The following is a 21,796-nucleotide window of genomic DNA, read 5'->3' on the forward strand; positions in this document are numbered from 1 at the left end:
GCCGGGGTGAACGAACGCGACCAGTTGGACGTGCTGCACGTCTTCTGCTCCGCCGCCGGCCGGCACGGGAACGCCGTCTCGGTCGTCCGCGACGCCCGCCGCCACCGCGGCCCCGAGGCCCGACAGGCGCTCGCCGCCGAAGTGGGCCGCGGCGAGACCGTGTTCGTCGACGACCCCGAGCGCGGATTCGTCGACGTCCACGCCCCCGGCCGACGGCTCCCCTTCGCCGCCGCCGCCCTGATCGGCGCCGCCTGGCTGCTCGACCTGGAAGAGCTGAACCCGCCGCCCGGCCCCGTGTGGGGGCGCAGCGACGGGGAGTTCACCTGGATCACGGTCCGCGCCGACTGGGCGCCGCCGTGCACGCTCGCGCAGTACGCCGCACCCGCCGAGGTCGACGCGCTCGCCGGGCCGCCGGCCGGGGCGGCGTCGGGGCAGTGGTGGTACGCCTGGGCCTGGGAGGAGGAGGCCGCGGGCCGGGTACGGGCCAGGGCGTTCCGCCCCCCGGGTGCGGCAGCCGGGGACGGGGCTGAGGAGGACGAGGCGACGGGCGCCGCGGCCCTGGTGCTCACCGACCGGCTGGGCCGGGCCCTGAACATCACTCAGGGCCGGGGGTCGCAGATCCTGACGGCCCCCGGCCCCGGTGGCGAGGTCGAACTCGGCGGGCGGGTGCGCCTGGTGTCCCAGGCGCCGGTGCTGGTGCCGGTGCCCCCGCCGGCCGCGGTGCCCGCGCGCCGGCTGAGCGTGGCGGAGGCGCTGCGGTCGATGAACTGAGCCGGGGCGGTGCGGGTCAGGCGCTGAGCGGGTACGCCTCGTTCAGCTCCCAGAACAGCGCGCTGTTGTAGTCGAAGGCGCGCCGGCACTCGTCCACGATCCTCTGCTTCTCCAGGTCGTCCGCCTCCACCGCGTCCAACAGTGCGCGGTACGTGCGCTTGAACGCGGCCGGGTTGGATATCCGCTCGAACACGTAGAACCGCACCCCGTCGCCCTTGCGGCTGAAGCCCCACGTCTTCTCGGCCTGGTCGCGGATGACCTGGCCGCCGGAGAGGTCGCCCAGGTACCGGGTGTAGTGGTGCGCCACGTAGCCCGCGGGCCAGGTCCGCGCGCACTCCGCGATCCGGGCGACGTACGCCGCCGTCGCGGGCAGCGGCCGGGCGCCCTCCCACCAGCGCTCGCCCCGCAGGTGCATGAGGTCGCGCTCCAACTCGGCGGTCCGCATCAGCTCGTCCCGCACGAACGGGCCGGCGACCGGGTCGTCCCGCAGCGCCTCCGCGGCCTCCTCCAGCGCCTTGTACACGAACCAGAGCTGCTCGGTGTAGCGCGCGTACGCCTCGATGCCGAGCTGTCCGGCGAGCAGGTGGCCTATGAAGGGGGAGGCGTTCGCCTCGTCGTGCTTGTCGTGCGTGGCGGAGCGCAGCAGCTGGGAGAAGGGGGCGGGAGCGGCGGTGGCGTCCACGGCGGACCTCCGGGGCGAGGGGAAGGGCGGAGACGGACAGGACTGACGGCAGCGGCCCACGGCTGTTGCCAGCACCGATTCTCTCTACTTAGGCTTACCTAAGTCAATGTGTTCCCGACGTGCTGTCGGTAAAACCCGTCCCGTCTCCGTCTTCGGAGATTTCCCGCCCCCCGGCGGTCAGGGGAGCGTCAGGATCTCGGTGCCCGTCTCCGTCACCACCAGTGTGTGCTCGAACTGCGCGGTCCGCTTCCGGTCCTTGGTGACCACGGTCCAGCCGTCGTCCCACATGTCGTACTCGTGCGTCCCCAGCGTCAGCATCGGCTCGATCGTGAACGTCATGCCCGGCTGGATGACGGTGGTGGCGTGCGGGGCGTCGTAGTGCGGGACGATCAGCCCGGAGTGGAACGAGGAGTTGATCCCGTGGCCCGTGAAGTCCCGCACCACGCCGTACCCGAAGCGCTTGGCGTACGACTCGATGACCCGCCCGATGACGTTGATCTGCCGGCCCGGCTTCACCGCCTTGATCGCGCGGTTCAGCGACTCCCGGGTGCGCTCCACCAGCAGTCGGGACTCCTCGTCCACGTCGCCGCAGAGGTACGTGGCGTTGTTGTCGCCGTGGACGCCGCCGATGTACGCCGTCACGTCCAGGTTCACGATGTCGCCGTCGCGCAGCACCGTGGAGTCCGGGATGCCGTGGCAGATCACCTCGTTCACCGAGGTGCACAGCGACTTGGGGAAGCCCCGGTAGCCCAGGGTCGACGGATACGCGCCGTGGTCGCACAGGAACTCGTGCGCGACCCGGTCCAATTCGTCCGTGGTGACGCCGGGCGCGATGTGCTTCGCGGCCTCCGCCATGGCGCGGGCGGCGATGCGGCCCGCGACGCGCATCCGCTCGACCGTCTCGGGGTCCTGCACCTCCGGCCCGGTGTAGGGCGTCGGTGCGGGCTTCCCGACGTACTCGGGACGCTTGACGGCGGCGGGAACGGGGCGGGTGGGGGAGAGCTCACCCGGCACGAGCAGTGACTGGCCAGACATGTCAGCGAGTCTAACCACGGCTCGTGGGGCAGCATGGGGAGCGAGAAGGAAGTAGGGAGGCGTTGGTGATGGCGCTGTTCAAGCGGCGGACGGTCGGGAAGCCGGGCGAGTGGTACTACTGCCTGAAGCACCAGAAGGTCGAGGAGGGGCCGGAGTGTCCGGCGAAGGACCGGATGGGGCCGTACGGGTCACCGAAGGAGGCGTCCCACGCGATGGAGACCGCGCGGGAACGCAACGAGGAATGGGACGAGGACCCCCGCTGGCACGAGCCCCCACCGAAGTAGCCCCCGCGCCCTCCCTTGCGGGAGCGTTGCCGTCTGCGGCCCGCGGTGACCAACGCTCCCGCAGGGAATCGGCGGGTATGTCAGGGGCGCGGGGACACTGCGCGAGAAACCCACCACCGGGCCGCACCACAGCAACGCACCCCGCAGGGGGAAGCGCACCCCCCCCCGGATCAGCTCGCGTCCGCACGGACCTTTCCGCGGCGGATGTAGTACCACGCCATGTTCGACGACAACCCCGCCAGCAGCACCCACACCACCCCGATCCACATGCCCTGGACGAAGGAGATCACCGCCGCGGCCACGGCGAGCGCGCAGACGGCGAGGGAGTAGACGGCGAGGCGGGGCATGGGGTCGGCTCCTGTCGGGTCCTGGTGGATCGAGGGGCGACGCGACGCAGCGCCACGCGGCGTGCGTCGGACGCCCGGTCCAGTGTCCCCCATGCCCCGCCGTCGCTCACACGTCGGTGACCCGCAGCCCCGCGTGCGCCTTGTACCTGCGGTTCACCGAGATCAGATTGGCGACCAGCGACTCCACCTGGTGCGCGTTGCGCAGCCGGCCGGCGAAGACGCCGCGCATGCCGGGGATGCGGCCCGCCAGCGCCTGGACGAGGTCCGTGTCGGCGCGGGACTCGCCGAGCACCATCACGTCCGTGTCGATCTCGTCGATGGACTCGTCCTGGAGCAGTACCGCGGACAGGTGGTGGAACGCCGCGGTCACCCGCGACTCCGGCAGCAGCGCGGCCGCCTGCTCCGCGGCGCTGCCCTCGTCCGGCTTGAGCGCGTACGCGCCCTTCTTGTCGAAGCCGAGCGGGTTCACGCAGTCGATCACCAGCTTGCCCACGAGGTCGTCCCGCAGCGCCTGGAGCGTCTTGGCGTGGCCGTCCCACGGCACGGCGACGATCACCACGTCGCTGCGGCGCGCGCACTCGGAGTTGTCGGCGCCCTCGACGCCGAGGCCCAACTCGGCCGCCGCGGCCTCCGCGCGCTCCGCCGCGCGGGAGCCGATGATCACCTTCTGGCCGGCCTTGGCGAGCCGGTGAGCCAGCCCGCGGCCCTGGTCGCCGGTGCCGCCGAGGACGCCGACGACGAGCCCGGAAACGTCCGGCAGTTCCCAGGGGTCCTTGGGGGCGGCTGCGGCGGGGGCGCCGGCGTTGTTGTCAGTGGAAGTCATGCGCCCGACCCTACTGGCAGGTACACGTACGGGTGAGTCCCCCTCGAACGGGTCCCCGCCCCGCCGGTGCGTGCTCCAGGATGCGGGGCCATGGATGCCGTACGCGTCGCGCTGCTGCGCGAGGTCCTGGCGGGCACGCACTGGCCCGCCGCCGCCCGACGGTTCGCCGGGGTCCTCCGGTCGTCCGTGGTCCCGCGCGGCGGCGGACTGCTGCTGGTGGGGACGGCGGAGTACGAGCCGTGGCACCTGGCCGCGCACCTGGTGGACGAGGCGGCCTGGTCGGGGCGGCCCGAGTTGACGCCGACCCTGGTGCGCCACGACACCCGCCCCGGCGCCCCGCCGCACCTGGCGGTGGGCCTGGACCGGCTGCACGGCGTGCGCCGTGGTGAAACGCTGCTGCTGGTGGCCCCGGCCAGCCCGGGCGGAGCGCTGCTGGAGCGGGTCCACGACGCCCGGCGCGGCGGGGCGACCGTGCTCGCGCTGGACGGCGGCGACGCGGACGTCCGAGGGCTGGCGCACGAGCACCTGTCGGTCTGTCCGGAGCGCGACGAAGTGGACCTGGACACGGTGCAGCACCTGGTGAGCGCGGCGGCGGGGGAGAACGGACTGCCGGTGGCGCGAGGCAGCCGCCACTTCCGGGACCGGGTGTCCCGACTGGTGGACCAGCTCACCTCGCCGCCGCCGGAACGCTGGTGAGCAGTGGTCCCGGCGGCTCGGAGCACGTGCCGCGGGAAAATCGTTTGCCCGCACCGTCCGATCGCCCTGACGATGAGCGGCTGTGGCGTCCAAGCTCTCCGCGATACTCCCCGACCTCTCCCCCTGGCACTCCTCCCGGGACTTCCGGCTGCTGTGGGGCCAGGGGCTGATCACCTACTTCGGCAGCTTCATGGCGATGATCGCCCTGCCGCTCCAGATCAAGGACCTCACCGAATCGCCGCTCGCGGTGGGCGCCATGGGCGCCGTCGAGTTGGTGCCGCTGATGGTGTTCGGCCTCTACGGCGGCGCGCTCGCGGACGCGATGGACCGCCGCAAGGTCATCTTGTGGACGGAGGCGGGGCTCGGCCTGCTGGCGCTGGTGCTGCTGGTGAACTCGCTGCTGCCCGATCCGATGCTGTGGCCGCTGTACGTGGTCGCGGCCGGCGTCTCCGCGCTCGCCGGGCTCCAGCGGCCGGCGCTGGACTCGCTGATCGCCCGCATCGTGCCGCACGACCAACTCGCCGCGGCCGCCGCGCTGAACGCCCTGCGCTGGCAGGCGGGCGGCATCCTCGGGCCGTCGCTGGCGGGCGTGGTGGTGGCGTACTCGGGCCACGCCACGGCGTACGGCATCACCATCCTCACCTTCGCCGTCTCCGTCGCGCTGTGTCTGCGGCTGGCGCCCTCGCCGGCGGCGGGCGACGCGGAGCGGCCGTCGCTGCGCGGCATCGCAGAGGGCGCGCGGTACGCCTGGTCACGGCCGGTGCTGATGGGTACGTACGCGATCGACCTGCTGGCCATGGTGCTCTCCGCGCCGATGGCGATCTTCCCCTTCCTCGCGGACGACCTGGGCGCGGAGTGGTCGCTGGGCCTGATGTACGCCTCGATCGCGGTCGGCTCGGTCGCCCTCAGCCTGACGAGCGGCTGGACCTCGCGCGTCCAGCGGCACGGTCTGCTGCTGGTCTACGGCGCGGTGGCGTGGGGGCTGGGGATCGTGGCGGCGGGCGTGTTCGACAACGTCTGGCTGGTGCTGCTGGCGCTGGCGTTCGCGGGCGCCGGCGACATGCTCAGCGGCCTGGCCCGCAGCACGATATGGAACCAGACCATCCCGGACGGCCTCCGGGGCCGCCTCGCGGGCATCGAGGTGCTGTCCTACAGCGTGGGCCCGCAGATGGGCCAGGTCAGGGCGGGTGCGATGGCCGGTTGGACGGGTACGCGGCCGGCGGTGTGGGCGGGGGGCGTGGCGTGCGTGGCGGTGGTGGGCGCGTTGGCGGCGGCGATGCCGAAGCTGGTGGCGTACGACGCGTCGACGGACCCCGACGCCCAACGCCGTCGCGCCGAGAAAGAAGCCGCCCCCCGGTAGCCCGCGCGTCACCGCCTGCGGCCTGGTGGTGGGTTCGCGCGCAGTTCCGCCCTCTGGGCGCTGGGGCCTCTGCGCCCTGACGTAGTCGCCGTTCCCCTGCGGGAGCGTTGGTCACCGCGGCCCGGTGGTGGGTTTCTCGCGCAGTGTCCCCGCGCCCCTAAATGCACCACCCGCCGTTCCCCTGCGGGAGCGTTGATCCCCGCGGCCCGGTGGTGGGCTGGTCGCGCAGTGTCCCCGCGCCCCTGACGTACTCGCCGTTCCTCCGCGGGAGCGTTGGTCTCTGCGGCTGCACCGTGGTTGCTCTTGCAGTTCCGCCCCCTACGCCCGGAGGGCGTGGTGGGACCCCCAGCGCCCCTGAAAAGCCACGCCCTGCGGGGGCGTGAGCTCACTGCTCCCGCGCCCGCCTGCCGGGGCAACCCAGGGGCGCGGGGACACTGCGCGACCAGCCCACCACCGGGCCGCAGAGACCGACGCTCCCGCAGGGGAACGGCGAGTACGTCAGGGGCGCGGGGACACTGCGCGAGGAACTCACCACCGGGTCGCACACGGCAAGCGCACCCGCAGGGGGCCGCCCCGGGAGGGGGTGCGGGTCAGGGGAGCCAGGAGGCGCACGCCGGGTTTTCGCCGCGCCAGAACTGGTAGTACTCGTAGCCGCAGCTCGATTCCAGGTCGCTCACGCCCAGCCCCCGAAGCACCGCGTCCACCAGGTCGAAGAACGCCCGGTTCACCTCCGGGACGAAGAAGAGCAGGGCGAACACCACCAGCAGGCCGTACGGCGCCATCGGCTCCACGCGGCGGCGGACGCCGGGGGAGAGCCAGGGTTCGACCACCCCGTAGCCGTCCAGCCCCGGCACCGGCAGCAGGTTCAGGATCGCCGCGGTGATCTGGAGCAGCGCCAGGAAACCCAGGGCGAACTGGAAGAGGACGGGGACGCCGTCCAGCCCGCCCAGCCAGAACGGCGCCGTGCACACCGCAGCGAAGAGCGCGTTCGTCAGCGGGCCCGCCGCCGAGATCAGGCTGTGCCGCCAGCGGCCCCGGATCCGGCCGCGTTCGATGAAGACCGCGCCGCCCGGCAGGCCGATGCCGCCCAGGATCACGAAGAGGACCGGCAGGATCACGCTGGTCAACGCGTGCGTGTAGGCGAGCGGATTGAGCGTCAGATAGCCCTTGTCGGCGATGGTGACGTCCCCGCTGTGCAAGGCCGCGCGGGCGTGCGCGTACTCGTGCAGGCAGAGCGAGACCACCCACGCCGCGGTGACGAAGAGGAAGACCGCGACCCCGGCGGTCTTCCCGAAGTCCGTCCACACGGCCCACCCGGAGACCGCCCCGATCGCGACGATCCCGAGGAAGACGGGGCTGATGCCCCGACCGCTGCGGCGGGAAGCGGTGTGGGTCATGGGTGCGACTCCTGTGGCGTGACGGCGTGCGCACCGACCGTACCCGGCGCGGCGCCCCCGCGTCCGTACCCCGACGGAGCCGGAGAAGCCGTTAGGGACAATGAACGGGTGCGCTACTCGCTGCTCGGCACCACCGAGGTCCATGACGACGACGGCGCGCCCGTCACGATCGGCGGCGCGCGGCTGCGTGCGCTACTCGCCGTGTTGGCACTGCGTGCCGGCCGGGCGGTGCCCGTGGCGTCGCTCGTCGACGAGGTGTGGGACGGCGACCCGCCCGCGGACGCGACCGGCGCCCTCCAGGCCCTCGTGGGCCGGCTGCGGCGCACCGTCGGCGCGGACGCCGTGGTCTCCGACGGCGGCGGCTACCGCCTCGACGTCGACCCGGACGACGTGGACCTGCACCGCTTCACCCGGCTCGCGGGCGAGGGGCGGCGCGCGCTGGACGACGGGGACGCCGCGAAGGCGCTGGACGTCGCGGACGACGCGCTCGCGCTGTGGCGCGGACCCGCGCTCGCGGACCTCCCGGACGGCGGCGCGGACGCCGCCCGGCTGGAGGACCGCAGGCTGGCGGCCGTACGGACCAGGCTGACCGCGCTCACGGCGCTGGGGCGGGCCGAGGAGACCCTGCCGGAGCTGGCCTCCCTGTGCACCGCGCACCCCATCGACGAACCCCTGCACGCCCTGCACATCCGCGCGCTGCGGGCCGCCGGCCGGCCCGCCCGCGCCCTCGACGCGTACGAGGAACTGCGCCGCTCCCTCGCGGAGCGGCTGGGCGCCGACCCGGGCCCGGAGCTGATCGCCCTGCACCGCGAGCTGCTGGCCCCCGCGGAGCAGGCGCCCGTGCCCGTACGGACCCCCGCGCCCCCGGCCGCCCCGCGCGGCAACCTCCGCGCCCGGTTGACGTCCTTCGTCGGCCGGGAGGACTACATCGCGGCCCTCCGCGACGATCTGCGCGGCGCCCGGCTCGTGACCCTGCTCGGCCCCGGCGGGTCCGGCAAGACCCGGCTCTCGCAGGAGGCGGGGGAGCGGGTCGCGGCCGACCACCCCGACGGCGTGTGGCTGGTGGAGCTCGCGCCCGTGAACGACCCGGAGACCGTGCCCGAAGCCGTCCTCGCCGCGCTCGGCGCGCGCGGACCCGTCCTGCGCGGCGCCGGCGCCGAAGAGATCAGGGTCGCCGAAGGGGCGAAGGACGAACCGCTGCGGCGGCTGGTCGAACTGTGCGCCCGGCGCCGGATGCTGCTGATCGTCGACAACTGCGAGCACGTGGTGGGCGCCACGGCCGCCCTGGTGGAACGCCTCCTCAGCGACTGCCCCGACGTCACCGTGCTCGCGACCAGTCGTGAGCCGTTGGGGGTGCCGGGGGAGGTGGCGCGGCCCGTCGACCCGCTGCCGCAGGACGTGGCGCTGAAGCTGCTCGCGGACCGGGGCGCGGCGGCGCGCCCGGGGTTCCGGGTGGCGGACGACCCCGCGGCGTGCGCGGAGATCTGCCGGCGCCTCGACGGGCTGCCGCTGGCGGTGGAGCTGGCCGCGGCGCGGCTGCGGGCGCTCGCGCCGCGCCAGATCGCGGACCGGCTGGACGACCGCTTCCGGCTGCTGACCAGCGGCAGCCGTACCGTACTGCCCCGGCAGCAGACCCTGCGGGCCGTTGTCGACTGGTCCTGGGACCTGCTGGACGAGGCCGAACGCACCGTGCTGCGGCGGCTGTCCGTGTTCGCCGGCGGGTGTGCGCTGCCGGCCGCGGAGGCGGTGTGCGGCCCGGACCTGCCCGCGGCGGGCGACGTGCTGGACGCACTGGCGGCGCTGGTCGACAAGTCGCTGGTCGTCGCGGTGCCCGACGACGCGGCCGGCATGCGCTACCGACTCCTGGAGACCGTCGCCGAATACGCCGCCGAACACCTCGACCACTCCGGCGAACGCACCCCGGTGGAGCGCCGCCACCTCGTCCACTACCGGGAGCTGGCCCGCGTCACCGACCCCCTGCTGCGCGGCCCCGACCAGCAGGCCGCGCTCACCCTGCTCGACCTGGAGTACGAGAACCTGCGCACCGCGCTGCGCCGCGCCGTCGCCGCCCGCGAGGAACAAGAAGTCCTCTCCCTCGTGCTGTCCCTCACCTGGTACTGGCAGATGAAGGACCTGCGGACCGAGACCCGCCAATGGACCGGGGCCGCCCGCGAACTGGGCCCCGACCCCTTCGGCCCGGACTGCGGCCCCGCCGAGCCCGTCCACGAACGCCCCACCGACCTCCCCCCGCCCTGGCCGCCCCACCTGCTCGCCGAGGCCCGCCGCAGCAACGACATGCTGCGCATGGTGGTGATCAACCGCGACATGGAGGTGTGGAGTTCGCCCGACGGCATGGACCGACTGCGCCGGGTCACCCGCGTCTACCACGACGGCCTGCCGCAGATCTGCCGCCACCCGGCGTCCATGTGGTTCTTCGCCGTCCTGCTCACCGGGGACCTGGCAGACCTCGAAGCGGTGCTCAACGGCACCGTACGGACCAGCCGGGCCCTGCCCGGACACGAGTGGGAGCTGGCGTCCGCGCTGGAGACCCGGGCCAACGTCCTCGCCAACCGGACCCGTTGGGCCGGCGACGCCATCCGCGACGCGGACGAGGCGCTGGAGATCTTCCACCGGCTCGGCGACTCCTGGGGCCTGGCCGAGGCGCTGTCCGCCCGCGCGGAGGCGCGGGAGCGGCGCGGCGACTACGCCGAAGCCGCCGACGACTTCGCCGCCGCCGTCGAGCGCGCCGAGCGGATCGGCGCCAGCGGCCAGGTCGCGGTGTTGCGGGCCCGGCTCGGCGGCGCGCTGATGGAGCTCGGCCCCGAGGAGGGCGCCCGGGGCGAGGCGATCCTCCGCGAGGTCGTCGCCGGCCACGACGTCGACTTCCACGAGGCCAGCGCCGTGGCCCGGATCGTGCTCGGGCTGTGGCTCGGCAGGACCGGCCGGACCGCGGAGTCACGGGAGCTGATGACCCAGGTGCTGGGCCACTTCCAGGCCAGCGTGCTCGTCGCCTTCGAGGACATGGTGAGCGGCTTCCTCGCCTGGCTGGACCACCTCGAAGGCCACCACGAGCGGGCCCTGACCGGCGCCCGCCGGGCCCTGGACGGCGCGCTGACACCGCTGTGCCGGGTGGTCGCCCCGCACATGGTCGCGCCCCAACTCGTCACGACCGCGGGTGCGCTGTCCGCGCTCCACCCCGAGCGGGCCGCGGACGCCGCCCGCATCCTCGGCGCGGCCGACGCCCAGCGGATGCCGGACTACGCCATGCCGCGCCACGAGGCGGAGCAGCACGAGGCGGTGGTGGCGCGGCTACGGGCCCTGCTCGGGGACGACGCGTTCTCCGCCGCGCACGCCGAGGGCGCCGGCCTCCCCCTCGAAGAGGCCGTCGCCCTCGTGTGAGCTTGTCCCCGGCGCCCCCCGTACCGGGGGCGGGGGCGCGCTCACGCCTTGGTGCGGAACTTGCGGACCGCGAGCGGCGCGGTGAGTGCGGTGATCACCGCCGTCCAGGTCAGCGTCATCCACACCGAGTTGCCGACGGGGGTGCCGTTGATCAGGGCGCGAGCCGCGTCCGCCAGGTTGGAGAGCGGGTTGTAGTCGGTGAACGTCTCCAGCCAGCCGGGCATCGTGTCCGGCGGGGCGAAGATCGACGAGCCGAACTGCAGCGGCATCAGGATGAGCATCCCGATCCCTTGGACGGCCTGCGCGGTGCGCAGGGTCAGGCCCAACAGGATGAAGATCCACATCAGCGACGCCCCGAAGAGCAGCGACAGCGCCATGGCGGCCAGCAGCGCGAGGAAGGAGCCCCCGACCTCCAGGCCGAGCAGGAAGCCCATGCCCAGCAGGATGACCATGGCGACGAGCATCCGGCCGGCCTCGATCACGACCTTCGCGATCAAGACGGACGAACGGGCGATCGGCATGGACCGGAAGCGGTCCATCACGCCCTTCTTGAAGTCGTCGTTGACGCCCGAGCCGACCGCCATGGCGATCGTCAGGCCCATCATGGCCATCAGCCCGGGCACGACGTAGTTGACGTAGCCCTCCTGGTTGCCCACGCCGGAGATCGCGCCGCCGAAGACGTACACGAACAGCAGCGTGAGGATGATCGGCATCAGCAGGACGTCGAACATCGACTCCGGGTCGTGCTTGATCTGCATGGTGTTGCGGCGGGCCAGCGCTCCGATGTGCCGCAGATTGGCGCGCAGTCCGATGCGGCCCTCGCCCGCCGGGCGGGGGACGGCCTCCGGCGCCGTGCGGGTGGGCTCGCTGGTGGTGGTGGCGCTCATGCCGCGACCTCCTCAAGGGCCGCCTGCGACCCGCTCGTCTTCTCTCCCGTGATGGCCAGGAACACCTCGTCAAGGCTCGGCAGGTGGGTGCCGATGTGGGCGATCTCGAAGCCGCGGTCGGCCAGCAGGCCGATGACCGCGGTCAGTTGCACGTCGGCCAGGATCGGCACGTACAACTGCCCCTCCTCGGGCACCGTCCGCACCCCGCTGATCCCGTCGAGGCCGGTCTCGGCCAGCGCCCGGGCCATCTCGGGCAGGTCGGCCGGGTCGGACGGGCGCACCACCAGCGCCCGGCCGCCGACCTTGGCCTTCAGCTCCTCCACGCCGCCGCTGGCCACGACCCGGCCCCGGTCGATGACGGTCAGCTCGTGCGCGAGCTGCTCCGCCTCCTCCATGTACTGGGTGGTCAGCAGCACCGTGGCGCCCTCGAAGACCATGGCGCGGACCTCGTCCCACACCTCGTTGCGGGTCCGCGGGTCCAGTCCGGTGGTCGGCTCGTCGAGGTAGAGCACCGAGGGCCGCCCGATCATCGACGCGGCCAGGTCGAGCCGGCGCCGCATGCCGCCGGAGTACTGGGCGGCGGGTCGCTTCGCCGCCTCGGTGAGGGAGAAGCGCTCCAGCATCGCGTCGCTGCGGGCCCGGGCGTCCTTGCGCGACAGGTCCAGCAGCCGGCCGATCATGTACAGGTTCTCCCAGCCGGACAGCTTCTCGTCGACGGAGGCGTACTGCCCGGTCAGCCCGATGGTGCGGCGCAGCGCCCGGGGCTCGCGCACCACGTCGTAGCCGGCGACGGTCGCGGTCCCGGCGTCCGGGACGATCAGGGTGGACAGGCAGCGTACGAGGGTGGTCTTGCCGGCACCGTTGGGGCCGAGCACGCCGAGCACGGTGCCTTCGCGGACGTCGAGGTCCACGCCGTCCAGCGCCTTCGTCTCCCCGTAGTGCTTGACCAGCCCCCGCACCTCGACGGCGGAGCCCCCGGTGCCGTGCGGGTTCTTGTCGTTTCGCATCATGCCGTCCACGGTGCCGGCAGCCGCCGACAGCTCGCCGACAGCCCGCCGACACGGGGCCGACGGGGCCCGACGGGGGCCTTGGACGGCCGACAGCCCGCCGACGGGGGAAGATCGGCGGGCTGTCGTCTGTGCCGGGGGTGGCTTCGGGGTGCTGCGGCCCTCAGTGGAAGGTGTGCTCCTCCTGCGGGAAGGCGCCGCCCACGACGTCGTCGGCGAACGCCTTCGCCGCGTCGCCCAGGGTGCGGCGCAGATCGGCGTACTGCTTGGTGAAGCGGGGCACCTTGCCGCCGGTCAGGCCCGCCATGTCGGTCCAGACCAGGACCTGGGCGTCGGTGTCGGGGCCGGCGCCTATCCCGATCGTCGGGATGTGCAGGGAGCGGGTGACCTCGGCGGCCAGCTCGGCGGGGACCAGTTCCAGCACGAGGGCGAAGGCGCCCGCGTCTTGGGCGGCCTTGGCGTCCCGCAGCAGCCGGTGCGCGGCCTCGTCGTCCCGGCCCTGCACCCGGTAGCCCATGGTGTTCACGGACTGCGGGGTCAGGCCCAGGTGGGACATGACGGGGATGCCGGCCTGGACGATCAGCTCGGTCTGCGGCAGCGAGCGCTCGCCGCCCTCCAGCTTCACGGCCCCCACACCGGCGTCCTTGACCAGCCGGGTGGCGTTGCGCAGGGCCTGTACCGGGCCTTCCTGGTACGAACCGAACGGCAGGTCGCCGACGACGAGGGCACGCTGCGTGCCCCGCACCACGGCGGCGGCCAGCAGCGTCATCTCGTCCATGGTGACCGGGACGGTGGTGTCGTACCCGAGGTGGGTGTTGCCCATGGAGTCGCCGACGAGGACGACGGGGATGCCCGCCTCGTCGAAGACGGACGCGGTCATCGCGTCGTAGGCGGTGAGCATGGGCCACTTCTCGCCGCGGGCCTTGGCGGCGGCGACGTCGTGGACGGTGATGCGGCGAGTGCCCTTGCCCCCGTACAGCGCCTTGCTGCTGTCTGCGGGCTTCTGGGCAGCCTGAAGCGTCATGGCTGCGGCTCCTTACGTCATCTCGTGGCGCCCTGACGGCGTCCCCGGATCACCTCCATGGTGGCACTTCGTGCCGCACCGTGAAAAGACCGGGGGCCGTTCGGTGACGCCCCGTGACGTCAGGTGCCCGACCCGCCCGCACCCGATGGGGTCCGGGTGCGGTGTGATGCGTCGGTCACACCGGCACCACCTGCGCCGATATGAGGAACCGGGACGCGCCCCGCGACCGTCATCGGGAGCGTACGACCGCCCCGGGGCGGCACGGGAAGTACCGTCATCGCCTAGTGTCGGGGCCGAAGCTGGTGTGTGGCGGCGCAAGGCAGTGAGGAAAAGCTCTTATGGTGCAGGCGTACGAAGCGGAGACGGAGAGCGGCGACCCGAAGGACCCGGTCACCCCATCCCGATCCCGGCTCCGTCGCCTGGGGCCGTTCCGCAGTTGGCGCGGCGACCCGGGGATCTGGCGGCGGGGCGTGGTGCTCGCCGTGTGCGCCGTCCTGGTCGCCCTCCTGACGGGCCTTCACGCCCACGTGCCCAACCGGATCGGGAACCTGGGCAGCCTCTCCGAGACGTTCCTTCCGTGGCTGACGGTGGTCACCGCGCCGCTGTTGCTGCTGGGGGCGTTGTGGCGGCGGTCGGCGACCGCGCTGATCGCGCTGCTCCTGCCCGTCCTCGTCTGGTTCAACCTCTTCGGCGGTCTGATCACCGACAAGTCCACCGGCGGCGGCGATCTGACGGTCGCTTCGCACAACGTCAACGCGGACAACCCCGATCCGGAGCGCACCGCGAAGGACGTCGCGGCGTCGGGCGCGGACGTCCTGGCGCTCCAGGAGTTGGCCCAGGGCCAGGTCTCCGCGTACCGCGACGCGCTCGCGGACACGTACAAGTACCACGCGGTGCAGGGCACGGTGGGCCTGTGGAGCAAGTACCCGCTCCAGGACGTCGCCCCCGTCGACATCCGGCTCGGTTGGACCCGCGCGATGCGCTCCACGGTCGTCACGCCCCAGGGCGAGGTCGCGGTGTACGTCGCCCACATGCCGTCCGTGCGAGTCAAGATGCGCGCGGGCTTCACGGCGAGCGAACGCGACCGCAGCGCGGACGCGCTCGGCGAGGCGATCTCGCGGGAGCGGGTGGCGGGGGTCGTGCTGCTGGGCGACCTCAACGGCACGATGAACGACCGCGCGCTCAAGTCCGTGACGTCGCAGATGCGGTCGACGCAGGGCGCGGCGGGGGACGGCTTCGGCTTCAGCTGGCCGGCGTCCTTCCCGATGGCGCGGATCGACCAGATCCTGGTGCGGGACGTTGAACCGGTCTCGTCCTGGACCCTTCCCCGCACGAACAGCGACCACCTGCCCGTGGCCGCGAGCATCAAACTCTGACGCTCCGCCATGCGGCGGGCTCGGCGGTTGGCAGGTCCGCCGTGTCCCCTGCGGCCTGCGCCCTGCGCCCTGACATGCTCGCCGTTCCCCTGCGGGAGCGTCGGTCTCTGCGGCCCGGTGCTGGGTTGCTCGCGCAGTTCCCCGCGCCCCTAAAAACCCCACCCGCCGTTCCTCCACAGACGTGTTGCCATCTGCGGCCCACCACCGGCCCGCAGGGGTCAACGTCTCGGCAGGGTCATGGCGGGTGGTTTTTTTGGGGGCGCGGGGAACTGCGCGAGCAGCCCACCACCGGGCCGCGGGGAGCAGCGCACCCGCGGGAAAACGGCGGAGGTACCGGCGAAAAGGCGCGCGAGCGCCAAAGCGCGGGCTACGAGACGTGTTCGCGCCAGTGGTTGGTGATCGGGAGCCGCCGGTCCTTGCCGAAGCCCTTCGCCGAGATCTTCGTCCCCGGCGGATACTGCCGCCTCTTGTACTCCGCCGCATCCACCATCCGCAGCGTCCGCGCCACCAACTCCTCCCCGAACCCCGCCGCCACGATCGCCTCCTTCCCCTGGTCCCGGTCCACGTACAGCTCCAACAGCCGGTCCAGGACGTCGTAGTCCGGCAGGGAGTCCGTGTCGACCTGGCCCGGGCGGAGTTCCGCGCTCGGGGGCTTGGTGATGGACGCCTCCGGGATCGGCGGGGTCTGGCCGCGGTCCCGCGCAGCCGCGTTGCGCCACGAAGCGAGGCGGTACACCGCCGTCTTGTAGACGTCCTTGATGGGGCCGTACGCGCCGACGGAGTCGCCGTACAGCGTCGAGTAGCCCACCGCCAGCTCGGACTTGTTGCCCGGGGCGAGGACGAGGTGGCCCTCCTGGTTGGAGAGGGCCATCAGCAGGGTGCCGCGCAGTCGGGACTGGAGGTTCTCCTCGGCGAGTCCGGTGAGGCCCAGCGCGCCCATGTACGCGTCGAACATCGGCTCGATCGGCACCGTGCGGTAGTTGAGCCCGGTGCGGCGGGCCAGTTCCGCCGCGTCGTCCTTGGAGTGCTCGGAGGAGTACTTCGACGGCATGGAGACGCCGTACACGTTCCCCGCCCCCACCGCGTCGCAGGCGATCGCGGCGACCAGCGCCGAGTCGATGCCCCCGGAGAGCCCGACCAGCACCGAGCGGAAGCCGTTCTTCGCGACGTACGCGCGCAGCCCCACGACGAGCGCCGAGTACGCCTCCTCGTCGTCGTCGAGCCGGTCGGCGTACCCGCCCGTCAGCTCCGGCTCGTACGCCGGCACCGGCTCCTCGCTGATCACGACGTGGTCGACGCGCAGCCCGTCGTCGACGATTCCGGACGGCGCCTCGCCGGCGGCCGGCAGCTCCAGGTCGAGCACCACGCAGCCCTCCGCGAACTGCGGGGCCCGCGCGACGACCCCGCCCGCCGCGTCGACCACGATCGAGTCGCCGTCGAAGACCAGTTCGTCCTGGCCGCCGATCATCGCGCAGTACGCCACCGTGCACCCGGCCTCCTGCGCGCGCTTGCGCACCAGCTCCAGCCGGGTGTCGTCCTTGTTGAGCTCGTAGGGGGACGCGTTGATGGAGACCAGCAGGCCGGCCCCGACGGTCCGGGCGGCCGGCACCCGGCCGCCGTCCTGCCACAGGTCCTCGCAGATCGCGAGCGCTACGTCCACGCCGCGCACCCGGACCACGGGCAGGGTGTCGCCGGGGACGAAGTAGCGGAACTCGTCGAAGACGCCGTAGTTCGGCAGGTGGTGCTTGGCGAAGGTGAGCACCACCTCGCCGCCGTGCAGCACCGCCGCCGCGTTGCGGGGCGCGCCCGCGGGCTGGCCGTACGCCGGCTGGGCGCTCTCGCTGCGGTCGAGGTAGCCGACGACGACCGGCAGCCCGCCGAAGCCCTCGTCGGCCAGGCGCACCGCCAGCTCGCGCAGGGCGGCCCGGGAGGCGTGCACGAAGGAGGAGCGCAGGGCCAGGTCCTCGACCGGGTAGCCGGTGAGCACCATCTCGGGGAAGGCGACCAGGTGCGCGCCCTGCTCGGCGGCGTGCCGGGTCCAGCGCACGACCGCATCGGCGTTGAGGGCGAGGTCGCCGACGGTTGCGTCGATCTGGTTCAGGGCGAGGCGAAGTTGGGGCACGTCCCCAGTCTAATCGTCTTTCTGACGCGATGTCCTGGCGGGCGGGTGCGGGACGCCCCGTTGCGTGTGCTGCGGAGGCGTCCCGCACCCGGCTTCCGGAGCCCTACTTGAGGTAGCCCAGCACGGTCATCATGCCGGCCTCCGCGTGGTAGACGTTGTGGCAGTGGATCATCCACAGGCCCGGGTTGTCGGCGTCGAAGTCCGCGGTCAGCGTGCCGTTCGGCAGGATCACCGCGGTGTCCTTGCGCGGCCCGTTCGCCACGTTCGCCAGCCCGAAGGTGTGGCCGTGCAGGTGCAGCGGGTGCCACATCCCGGTCGGGTTGCTGAAGACCAGCCGCACCCGCTCACCCGCCCGGACCTCGTGCCGCTGGTCGGGCGAGTACGGCTTGCCGTCGAAGGCCCAGTCGTACTTTGCCATCCCGCCGCTGAGCTTGATCTTGATCTCCCGGTCGGGCTTCCTGGCCGGCAGCGCGACGGAGGCGTCCGCCCGCAGCTTGTCCGCGGTCAGCACCCGCTTGGTCAGCTCCGCGGGCCGCACGGCGGCCGTCGGCGCGGCCCCGCTCCCGGTCCGCAGCACCGCCAGCGCGGTCGCGTCCTTGCCCTCGGCCAGCGCGACCAGCGGGAAGACCCCGTCGCCGGCCGTCACCAGCACGTCGTACCGCTCGCCCATGCCCAGCAGCACGGCGTCCGTCTTCGCGTGCTGGACGGGGAAGCCGTCGGTGTGGGTCACGGTCAGCTCGTGCCCGCCGAGGGCGATGCGGAAGGCGGTGTCCCCGCCCGCGTTGACGATCCGCAGCCGGATCCGCTCGCCGGGCTTGGCGGCGAAGGTCGCCGGGTCCTGCGGCGTACGGCCGTTGACCAGGTAGTGCGGGTACGCCACGTCACCGGCGTCCCCGCCCAGCAGGTCGCTCTTCGCGCCCATCATCATCCGCGACGGGCCCTGGGGGCCGGGGGACTCCGCCGACTTCACGGCCTGCACAGCCTGCACGGCCTTCTTGGAGGCCGTGCGCTGCGCACTCATCGTGTTCATGCCGCCGTGGCCCGCGTGCCCGCCGCCGGACATGCCCTTGCTGAGTTCCTTGAGCACCGCGTCCGGGGTGGAGCCGTCGACGCCGTCGACCCAGTCGTCCAGGACGATGACCCACTCCTTGTCGTACTTCAGCGGCTCCTTCGGGTCCTCGACGATCAGCGGGGCGTACAGGCCGCGGTCCTGCTGGACGCCCGAGTGGGGGTGGAACCAGTACGTGCCCGGGTGCGGGACGGCGAAGCGGTACTCGAAGGTGCCGCCCGCCTTGACCGGCTTCTGCGTGAGGTCGGGGACGCCGTCCATGTCGTTGCGCAGGGCCAGCCCGTGCCAGTGCAGGGAGGTCGTCTCGGGCAGGTTGTTGGCCAGGGTGAGGGCGAGCGTGTCGCCCGCGGTGACCCGGACCTCCTGGCCGGGCAGCCGGCCGTCGTACGCCCAGCTCTTCACGGCCAGGCCGCCGCCCAGGTCCAGCGTGGCGGGGGTGGCCGTCAGCTTGACCTTGCGCTCGGGGCCGCCGCGGCGCTTGGCCTCGGCGTCCTGGACCTCCTTGCCGTCGGGCGCCACGAACCCGGCGGGCCGGGCCTTCGCGCCGCCGCCGCTCCCGCCGCCGGTGTGCCCGGCGTGACCGCCGCCGCTGCCGCCGTCGGAGGAGCAGGCCGCCAGGACGCCCGTCCCGGCCACGGCGAGCGACGCCCCGAGGATGGAGCGGCGCGTGATGTGAGTCGTCATGATGCAAGCACCTCGTGCTCTTTGAAGTCGGTGAGGGCCGGCTCGTACCGGCCGGAGTCGTGCGGATCCGTCGCGCCTGCCGCCCCAGGGGCGGCACGCGCGCTGCTAGATCCGCAGCACCGACAACTGCGCGAGGCGTATGCGCTCGGACGGCGGCCCGGCCCGCACTTCGGGCAGGGCGGCGCCGACGGCCTTGAGGCGGGCGGTGACGTGGCCGGCCCGTCGCCGCAGCCACGCGGCGGCGGCCAAGAGCAGGGCCAGGCCCCAGGCGCCGAGCACGGCGAGGCACACGAGCGTGGGGTCCATGACGCCGGGCTCGGGCGCCGCGTCCTGGACGACGGGCGGGGCGGCGCGGTCCGCGACGTGCGCCGCCGGGGCGCTTGAGTGCTCGGCGGAGGCCGTGTGCGCGGTGGCGCCCGGCCCGGGGCCGGAGTGCCCCGACGCCGGGTGGCCGACGGTGTGCATCGTGGTGATGCCGAACAGCAGCGCGAGGAACAGCAGGAGCTGCCCCCTCCGCGTGCCCGAACGCTTCACCATGATCCGCATCTTACCCCCACCGGGTATCTGCTCGAAGGCGGTGGTGCCGGGTGCGCGATCATGGGGTCATGATCGCCGCCGCCCTCATAGCCATCGGCGCCCTCGCCTACACCGCTTGGGTGCTGGAAGTCGTCCTGTCGACCGGGCTCGACCCCGTCCGGACGTACGTGAGCGAACTCGCGGCGGCCGACCAGCCGCTCGGCGGGCTCTTCCGCGCCACGGACCTCGCGGCCGGCTCCCTGGTGCTCCTCGGGGCGGTCTGGGCGCTGGCGAGGACGCCGCGCAGACCGTGGGCCCTGATCGGCTGGGGCGGGGTCGCGCTCTTCGGCGCCGCGACCGCCGTCGACTCCCGACTGCCGCTGAGCTGCACGCCCACCGCGGACCCCGAGTGCGCCGCCCGCGAGACCGCGGGCCTGGTGCCCGCCACCCACACCGCGCACGCCGTGAGCAGTTCGCTGGCGATGACGGGCGCGCTGATAGGGATCGTCGGGCTCACGGTGGCCGCACGGCGGTACGGCTGGTGGCCCGGGCTGGCCCGCTTCGGGCCCCCGCTGGTGGCGCTGGAGCTCATCGCGACCGTCTGGACCCTGGCGTCCGTCGCAGCCTTCGAAGCGGGGCGCGGCACCTGGGCCCTCGGTGCGGGACAGCGCCTGCAAGTACTCCTCGTGGCAGTCTGGTTGGGCCTGCTCGCCCTCTCGATGGCGCGGGCGGCGATGGAGTCGAAGGCGGAGGCAGGGTGATGTTCGTACGGGTCGACGGAGTGGCGCACCACGTGGTCGTCGAGGGCACGGGGCCGGTCTGCGTGCTCAGCGCGGGGCTCGGGCTCGGCTGGTTCGACTGGGACCCCGTCGTACCGCTGCTCGCCCCGCACCGCACCGTCGTCCGCTTCGACCGCCCCGGGCACGGCCTCAGCGCCGCCGCGGACGCGCCGCCCACCGCGGCGGGGGAGGCCCGGCGCATCGCCCGGCTCCTCGACGCGCTCGGCCGCGGCGAGGGGCCGGTGACCGTCGTCGGGCACTCCATCGCCGGGTTCCACGCCGAGGCGTTCGCCCGGCTGTACCCCGACCGCACCGGCGGGGTCGTGCTCGTCGACGCCAGCGTGGAGGAGCAGGCCCGCACCCCTGCCGCGCCCCGCGCCCGTACGGCCGCGGCGGGCGCGCTCGCCGCGGTGCTGAGCGGGGTCGGCGTCCCCGCGACCTTCGGGCCGTCGGCGCGCCGGCTCGCGGTCCGGCTCTCCCGCGCCCACGGCGGCGACCCCGCCCCCGCGGACCTGGTGCGCGGCGTCTACGGGACCTCGCGCGTCCTGCGCGGAGCGATGCTGGAGAACGCGCACTACCTGGACGTCGCGGCGCAGTTGCTGGCGCTCCGCCAGCGCCACCCGCTGCCCGCGGACGCTTCCCGCACCGTGCTCGCCGCGACTGCCGGCGGCCGTCGCTGGACGACCCGCCAGCGGGAACTCGCCCTGCTGCTCGGGGCCCGTTTCGAGGGGGTCGGCGAGGCCGGGCACCTGCTGATGCTGGACCGCCCGGAGGCGGTGGCCCGGGCGGTGCTGCGGGTAGCCCTGCGGGCGCCTTAGCTGGCGCGGCGCCACCGTGGTGGCCTGGCAACCTTGGCGTCCGCGACCCGGTGGTGGCTGGCTCGCGCAGTTCCCCGCGCCCCTGACTGCCCACGCCCTACGGGCGTAAGGGCAAACCGGTGCACGGCCCGCAGGTGACTGGCGGGCTGAGCGAAACAGGGGCGCGGGGAACTGCGCGACAAGCCCACCACCGGGCCGCAGACGCCAAGATTGCTTGGCCACCACGGCGTGACCGCGCCCGCTCAAGCAACCGCAAGCCGCAGCGCGTCAGCCGCGTGCGTACACGTGCTCCATCCACGCCGCGAGCTGCTCGTCCGACAGGTGCTGCGCCAGGTCCGCCTCGCTGATCATTCCGATCAGCCGCTTGTTCTCGATCACCGGCAGCCGGCGGATCTGGTGCACCTCCATCTCCTGGAGCACGTCGTCCACGTCCGAACCGGCGTCTATCCACCGGGGCGTGCCCTGTGCCATGTCGCCCGCAGTGACCTGCGCGGGGTCATGGCCCAGGGCGACGCAGCCGACGACGATGTCGCGGTCGGTGAGGATGCCGCAGAGGCGTTCCCGGGAGTCCGCGATGGGCAGCGCGCCCACGTCCAGTTGACGCATCAGCTGCGCGGCCCGGTCGAGCGTTTCGTGCGCCGGGATCCACTGCGCCCCGGCGTGCATGATGTCCTTCGCGGTGGTCATGGCGTTCGGTCCTCCTGATGGCCGACGGCGGCC

General features: G+C 73.4%; 20 protein-coding genes. 8 read left to right on the top strand and 12 right to left on the bottom strand.

Features of this window, described 5'->3' with window-relative positions:
- Window positions 1–6: 6 nt before the first annotated feature.
- Window positions 7–771 (top strand): PhzF family phenazine biosynthesis protein, encoded by a 765-nt coding sequence (locus tag ACH4E8_RS11855; protein ID WP_398446869.1) that lies wholly within the window; start codon window positions 7–9, stop codon window positions 769–771.
- Window positions 772–787: 16 nt separating this feature from the next.
- On the opposite strand, the gene ACH4E8_RS11860 is transcribed toward ACH4E8_RS11855, so the two are convergent.
- On the bottom strand, window positions 788–1,453 hold the full coding sequence (locus tag ACH4E8_RS11860) for a heme oxygenase (biliverdin-producing) (protein WP_398446870.1): 666 nt from the start codon (window positions 1,451–1,453) through the stop codon (window positions 788–790).
- Between the two features lie 177 nt (window positions 1,454–1,630).
- Window positions 1,631–2,488, bottom strand: a complete 858-nt coding sequence (gene map / locus ACH4E8_RS11865; protein WP_398446872.1) for a type I methionyl aminopeptidase — start codon at window positions 2,486–2,488, stop codon at window positions 1,631–1,633.
- Window positions 2,489–2,556: 68 nt separating this feature from the next.
- Here map and ACH4E8_RS11870 point away from each other — a divergent pair, with 68 nt between their 5' ends.
- Window positions 2,557–2,772 carry a hypothetical protein gene (locus tag ACH4E8_RS11870; RefSeq protein WP_398446874.1) on the top strand — a complete coding sequence of 72 codons (216 nt, stop codon included), beginning with the start codon at window positions 2,557–2,559 and terminating at the stop codon, window positions 2,770–2,772.
- 170 nt (window positions 2,773–2,942) lie between these two features.
- Here the strand turns inward: ACH4E8_RS11870 and ACH4E8_RS11875 are convergent, their stop codons facing one another.
- On the bottom strand, window positions 2,943–3,119 hold the full coding sequence (locus tag ACH4E8_RS11875) for a hypothetical protein (RefSeq protein WP_398446876.1): 177 nt from the start codon (window positions 3,117–3,119) through the stop codon (window positions 2,943–2,945).
- 106 nt (window positions 3,120–3,225) lie between these two features.
- The gene (gene npdG, locus ACH4E8_RS11880) at window positions 3,226–3,942 is read right to left on the bottom strand and encodes an NADPH-dependent F420 reductase (protein WP_398446878.1); all 717 of its coding nucleotides are present in this window, start codon (window positions 3,940–3,942) and stop codon (window positions 3,226–3,228) included.
- A gap of 90 nt (window positions 3,943–4,032) precedes the next feature.
- Here npdG and ACH4E8_RS11885 point away from each other — a divergent pair, with 90 nt between their 5' ends.
- Together ACH4E8_RS11885 and ACH4E8_RS11890 are read left to right on the top strand one after the other, a co-directional pair.
- A complete protein-coding gene (locus ACH4E8_RS11885) occupies window positions 4,033–4,638 on the top strand; it encodes a hypothetical protein (protein WP_398446880.1) in 606 nt (201 codons plus the stop codon).
- A gap of 82 nt (window positions 4,639–4,720) precedes the next feature.
- Window positions 4,721–5,998, top strand: a complete 1,278-nt coding sequence (locus ACH4E8_RS11890) for an MFS transporter (protein ID WP_398446882.1) — start codon at window positions 4,721–4,723, stop codon at window positions 5,996–5,998.
- 590 nt (window positions 5,999–6,588) lie between these two features.
- Here ACH4E8_RS11890 and ACH4E8_RS11895 read toward each other — a convergent pair.
- Window positions 6,589–7,395 (bottom strand): site-2 protease family protein, encoded by an 807-nt coding sequence (locus ACH4E8_RS11895; protein ID WP_398446884.1) that lies wholly within the window; start codon window positions 7,393–7,395, stop codon window positions 6,589–6,591.
- Between the two features lie 108 nt (window positions 7,396–7,503).
- Between ACH4E8_RS11895 and ACH4E8_RS11900 the strand changes: the two genes are divergently transcribed.
- Window positions 7,504–10,794 (top strand): ATP-binding protein, encoded by a 3,291-nt coding sequence (locus ACH4E8_RS11900; protein WP_398446886.1) that lies wholly within the window; start codon window positions 7,504–7,506, stop codon window positions 10,792–10,794.
- A gap of 41 nt (window positions 10,795–10,835) precedes the next feature.
- On the opposite strand, the gene ACH4E8_RS11905 is transcribed toward ACH4E8_RS11900, so the two are convergent.
- The 3 genes from ACH4E8_RS11905 to panB all read right to left on the bottom strand — a co-directional run bounded on the left by ACH4E8_RS11905 (window position 10,836) and on the right by panB (window position 13,712).
- Window positions 10,836–11,681 (bottom strand): ABC transporter permease, encoded by an 846-nt coding sequence (locus ACH4E8_RS11905; protein WP_398446888.1) that lies wholly within the window; start codon window positions 11,679–11,681, stop codon window positions 10,836–10,838.
- The gene (locus ACH4E8_RS11910; RefSeq protein ID WP_398446890.1) at window positions 11,678–12,691 is read right to left on the bottom strand and encodes an ATP-binding cassette domain-containing protein; all 1,014 of its coding nucleotides are present in this window, start codon (window positions 12,689–12,691) and stop codon (window positions 11,678–11,680) included. Before ACH4E8_RS11910 ends, ACH4E8_RS11905 begins: the two co-directional genes overlap by 4 nt.
- A 160-nt stretch (window positions 12,692–12,851) precedes the next feature.
- Entirely contained in the window at window positions 12,852–13,712 is an 861-nt protein-coding gene (gene panB / locus ACH4E8_RS11915; protein ID WP_398446892.1) for a 3-methyl-2-oxobutanoate hydroxymethyltransferase, read from the bottom strand.
- 338 nt (window positions 13,713–14,050) lie between these two features.
- Here panB and ACH4E8_RS11920 point away from each other — a divergent pair, with 338 nt between their 5' ends.
- A complete protein-coding gene (locus ACH4E8_RS11920; RefSeq protein WP_398446894.1) occupies window positions 14,051–15,088 on the top strand; it encodes an endonuclease/exonuclease/phosphatase family protein in 1,038 nt (345 codons plus the stop codon).
- A 367-nt stretch (window positions 15,089–15,455) separates the two neighbouring features.
- Here ACH4E8_RS11920 and ACH4E8_RS11925 read toward each other — a convergent pair whose 3' ends face one another.
- The 3 genes from ACH4E8_RS11925 to ACH4E8_RS11935 all read right to left on the bottom strand — a co-directional run bounded on the left by ACH4E8_RS11925 (window position 15,456) and on the right by ACH4E8_RS11935 (window position 19,500).
- Complete coding sequence (locus ACH4E8_RS11925; protein ID WP_398446896.1) at window positions 15,456–17,210, bottom strand: NAD+ synthase; 1,755 nt, start codon at window positions 17,208–17,210, stop codon at window positions 15,456–15,458.
- Window positions 17,211–17,313: 103 nt separating this feature from the next.
- A complete protein-coding gene (locus tag ACH4E8_RS11930; RefSeq protein ID WP_398446898.1) occupies window positions 17,314–18,963 on the bottom strand; it encodes a multicopper oxidase family protein in 1,650 nt (549 codons plus the stop codon).
- A gap of 105 nt (window positions 18,964–19,068) precedes the next feature.
- Window positions 19,069–19,500: a DUF6153 family protein gene (locus ACH4E8_RS11935; protein WP_398446900.1), complete on the bottom strand. Its 432-nt coding sequence runs from the start codon at window positions 19,498–19,500 to the stop codon at window positions 19,069–19,071.
- Window positions 19,501–19,568: 68 nt separating this feature from the next.
- Here ACH4E8_RS11935 and ACH4E8_RS11940 point away from each other — a divergent pair, with 68 nt between their 5' ends.
- Window positions 19,569–20,240 (top strand): DUF998 domain-containing protein, encoded by a 672-nt coding sequence (locus ACH4E8_RS11940; RefSeq protein ID WP_398446901.1) that lies wholly within the window; start codon window positions 19,569–19,571, stop codon window positions 20,238–20,240.
- Complete coding sequence (locus tag ACH4E8_RS11945; protein ID WP_398446903.1) at window positions 20,240–21,076, top strand: alpha/beta fold hydrolase; 837 nt, start codon at window positions 20,240–20,242, stop codon at window positions 21,074–21,076. Before ACH4E8_RS11940 ends, ACH4E8_RS11945 begins: the two co-directional genes overlap by 1 nt.
- Before the next feature lie 267 nt (window positions 21,077–21,343).
- Here ACH4E8_RS11945 and ACH4E8_RS11950 read toward each other — a convergent pair whose 3' ends face one another.
- Window positions 21,344–21,763 carry a CBS domain-containing protein gene (locus tag ACH4E8_RS11950; RefSeq protein WP_398446905.1) on the bottom strand — a complete coding sequence of 140 codons (420 nt, stop codon included), beginning with the start codon at window positions 21,761–21,763 and terminating at the stop codon, window positions 21,344–21,346.
- Window positions 21,764–21,796 lie beyond the last annotated feature (33 nt).

This window comes from Streptomyces sp. NPDC017979, from assembly GCF_044328175.1.
GTDB lineage: Bacteria > Actinomycetota > Actinomycetes > Streptomycetales > Streptomycetaceae > Streptomyces.